Source organism: Rubricoccus marinus, from assembly GCF_002257665.1.
Lineage (GTDB): Bacteria > Bacteroidota > Rhodothermia > Rhodothermales > Rubricoccaceae > Rubricoccus > Rubricoccus marinus.
Map to the genome: position 1 here is coordinate 2212541 of NZ_MQWB01000001.1, position 2824 is coordinate 2215364.

The 2824-nt window shown below is 67.6% G+C and carries 5 protein-coding genes; 1 reads left to right on the forward strand and 4 read right to left on the reverse strand.

The features are described 5' to 3' along the window. The 4 genes from BSZ36_RS19370 to BSZ36_RS19380 all read right to left on the reverse strand — a co-directional run. Nucleotides 1-332: DUF3140 domain-containing protein (locus tag BSZ36_RS19370; protein WP_094548261.1), on the reverse strand; the 332-nt coding region annotated here is incomplete at its 3' end. A gap of 29 nt (nt 333-361) precedes the next feature. Further along, a complete protein-coding gene (locus BSZ36_RS09410; RefSeq protein ID WP_094548263.1) occupies nt 362-799 on the reverse strand; it encodes a hypothetical protein in 438 nt (145 codons plus the stop codon). A 33-nt stretch (nt 800-832) separates the two neighbouring features. Beyond that, nucleotides 833-1348, reverse strand: a complete 516-nt coding sequence (locus tag BSZ36_RS19375; protein WP_179271113.1) for a GNAT family N-acetyltransferase — start codon at nt 1346-1348, stop codon at nt 833-835. Further along, complete coding sequence (locus BSZ36_RS19380; protein ID WP_179271114.1) at nt 1341-1547, reverse strand: hypothetical protein; 207 nt, start codon at nt 1545-1547, stop codon at nt 1341-1343. The genes BSZ36_RS19375 and BSZ36_RS19380 overlap by 8 nt, the downstream gene beginning before the upstream one ends. A gap of 279 nt (nt 1548-1826) precedes the next feature. On the opposite strand from BSZ36_RS19380, the gene hppD reads away from it, so the two are divergent. After that, nucleotides 1827-2824: 4-hydroxyphenylpyruvate dioxygenase (gene hppD, locus BSZ36_RS09420; RefSeq protein WP_094551267.1), on the forward strand; the 998-nt coding region annotated here is incomplete at its 3' end.

The window sequence follows — 2824 nt, forward strand, 5'->3', positions numbered from 1 at the left end:
CAGGGGTCGTGGCCCCAGTTCATCAGCGAGTAGCGCCAGTTGGTCTCGCTCACGTCGCCGTCCGGGGTCTGGGCTTTGTGGCGCTTGATGTAGCCGTTGACTTTGGACATGTGGTCGAGGTCGTCTTGGGTCAACTCGTCTTTGTTCTTGTCCTTAATCCGCAGGATGTGGCGCCCCGAGCGGTGGCCGGTGGACTCCCCAGAGTCCGCGTCACCGACCGATTTCGACTCGTCGGTATCGAGCCACTCCTCCAACTCCTTGGGCTGCATGTTGACGAGGTCTCGGAACTCGTCGTAGGTGTCTTGTTGATCGTCGGTCCAATCGAGGGCCATAGCAAAATCGGGAGAGTGAGAGAGCGCGCCTAACCGGCCATCCGTGCCGCCGTTCCAGCCCCATGCACAGGCGCCAGAGGCCCCTCTCGACGGGCGCGCACTTCCTCCCGCCACGCACGTGTCAGGAACGCGTAGTCCAACCGCTCGGCCTCTTGCCCGCCCTCGCCAGAGGCTTGGAAGCCGAGATCGACGGGCGAGACGAAGCGCGTGGGCGCACTTGAGAGATCGAGCACGCGCGAGCGCGAGAGGCCACGGCGGTAGTCACCGTGGAGTTGCCCCAACACACAGGCCTGCCCGTCCGCGAGAACAAGAGTCCGGGGGTCGACGCGGTCGGCCCAGCCGGGGTCGGCGTTGTCCAGAAAGGCGGCGCCCTCGCGGGCGCGGCGAGAGGCCCACGCGGGCGTGACGCGAGCGGCCTGCCTCTGGCGCCGGCGGTCGGCGAGGGCAGCGCGGAGGGACTGGAGCATGGAAGCGCGGGAGAGTGGCGGCTGAGTACGACACTACCTCGAACGCGGTCCCTCTCGGCAGTAGCGCGCGACGCGCGCCAACGGGCTCCACTTTGCGAACGGGTTTCGGATCACCTCCGCGAGCTCGAACCCCGCCTTTTCCAGCACGCGGCACGAGGCGATGTTCTCAGCGAGCGGGTGAGCAGTTACGCGCCAGAGGCCGAGATCCTCAAACGCGAACGCACACACGGCACGCACCGCTTGTGTCGCCAGTCCCTTGCCCCAGCGCGCCGGGTCGATGTAGTAGCCCACATCGCCCTGCCCGCTGTGGATCTCCTTGAGCGCGGCGCACCCGACGGTTTCGCCCGCGGCCACGACCGCCCAGTTGAACTCGCGCCCCCACGCGCCTCTGGCGTAGCGGATAAAGCTCTCAGCGCCGTCGGGCGGGTACGGCTCCGGCAAAAGCGTCATCGCCTGCACGCGTGGGTCACCTGCGATGCGCTGGATCGCCTCGGCGTGGCGCGGCGCCAGGGGCTCCAGCGAGACGCCTGACCGGTCTCGCTCAGTCACGCCGGAACCGCATGCGGTTGTGCTCGCGCACGCGGCCCACCGCCTCGCCAGATGCCACCACGTCGCGCCAGCCTTGCACGTCGGCCTCTGGCGAGACGGTGGCGTCCGTCCACCCCGCGCGGTGGGCGGCATCCTCCACGTTTCTCGCGCGCAGGATCTGGCTCTTACCGGTGGCGGTCTCGACTTCGAACTGAGGCATGGGGCGTGAGGGTGGGACCGCAAGATCGCGCGCCAGGACGGTGCCGCCAGAGGCGGCGCGCGGAAACGAAGCTGGAAGCGCTTCGTATCTAGAAACAGCCCGGAGCGAGGGCGGGACCGCGCCCGCACCCCCGCAGACGGTACGACGCACCCCGGCATGCGCCGGAGACAAGACATGAGCACCACCCCAGACCGCCCCACACAGAAAGACGCCGCTGGCGACGGCGCCGCTGGCGACGCCGTTCTGGACATCGCTGACGCCGTCCAGACCGAGGCCGCGATGCCCGGCTCCGGCCTCCCCGACCTGACCACGGCGCCCGACGCCGTGGCACCCGGCGACGACTTCCTCCCGCTGAAGGGCACCGATTACGTCGAGTTCTACGTCGGCAACGCCCGGCAGGCCGCGCTTTTCTATGCGCACTGCATGGGCTTCAGCATCGACGCCTACCTCGGCCCGGAAACCGGCCACCGAGACCGCACCAGCTTTCTCGTCACGCAGGGCAAGATCCGCTTTGTGCTGACCTCCCCGATGGGCCCCGAGGGCGAGATCGCCGAGCACGTCCACCTCCACGGTGACGGCGTCAAGGACCTCGCGCTGTGGGTGGACGACGCCGAGAGCGCGTACAAGGAGACCACCGCCAGAGGCGGCGTCTCGGTCCGCGAGCCGGAAACGCTGACGGACGAGCACGGCAGCGTGACCGTGAGCGCCATCGGCACCTACGGAGAGACGATCCACACGTTTGTGGACCGCTCCAACTACAACGGCCCCTTTCTCCCCGGCTACCGCGCCGTAGAGAACGAGTTTTTCCAGTCGAAGCCGGTCGGCCTCAAGTACGTCGACCACTGCGTGGGCAACGTGCCGCTGGGCGAGATGAACACGTACGTCCAGTACTACGCCGACGTGATGGGCTTCAAGAACCTCATCTCGTTCGACGACGCGGACATCTCGACGGAGTACACCGCGCTCATGAGCAAGGTGATGAGCAACGGCAACGAGCGGGTCAAATTCCCGATCAACGAGCCGGCCGACGGCAAGAAGAAGTCCCAGATCGAGGAGTACCTCGACTTCTACCGCGGAGGCGGCGTGCAGCACATCGCCCTCGCGACGGACGACATCCTCGCGACCGTCGGCGAGCTCCGCGCCAGAGGCGTCGACTTCCTCACCGTCCCGACGACCTACTACGACGAGCTCGTGGAGCGCGTCGGCGAGATCGACGAGGACCTCAGCGACCTCGCCGAGCTCGGCATTCTGGTCGACCGTGACCCGGACGGCTACCT

Bases quoted from the DNA above. Each gene is read 5' to 3' on its own strand.
- BSZ36_RS19380 (WP_179271114.1), bottom strand. From the start codon at position 1,547: ATGCCTCAGTTCGAAGTCGAGACCGCCACCGGTAAGAGCCAGATCCTG.
- BSZ36_RS09410 (WP_094548263.1), bottom strand. From the start codon at position 799: ATGCTCCAGTCCCTCCGCGCTGCCCTCGCCGACCGCCGGCGCCAGAGG.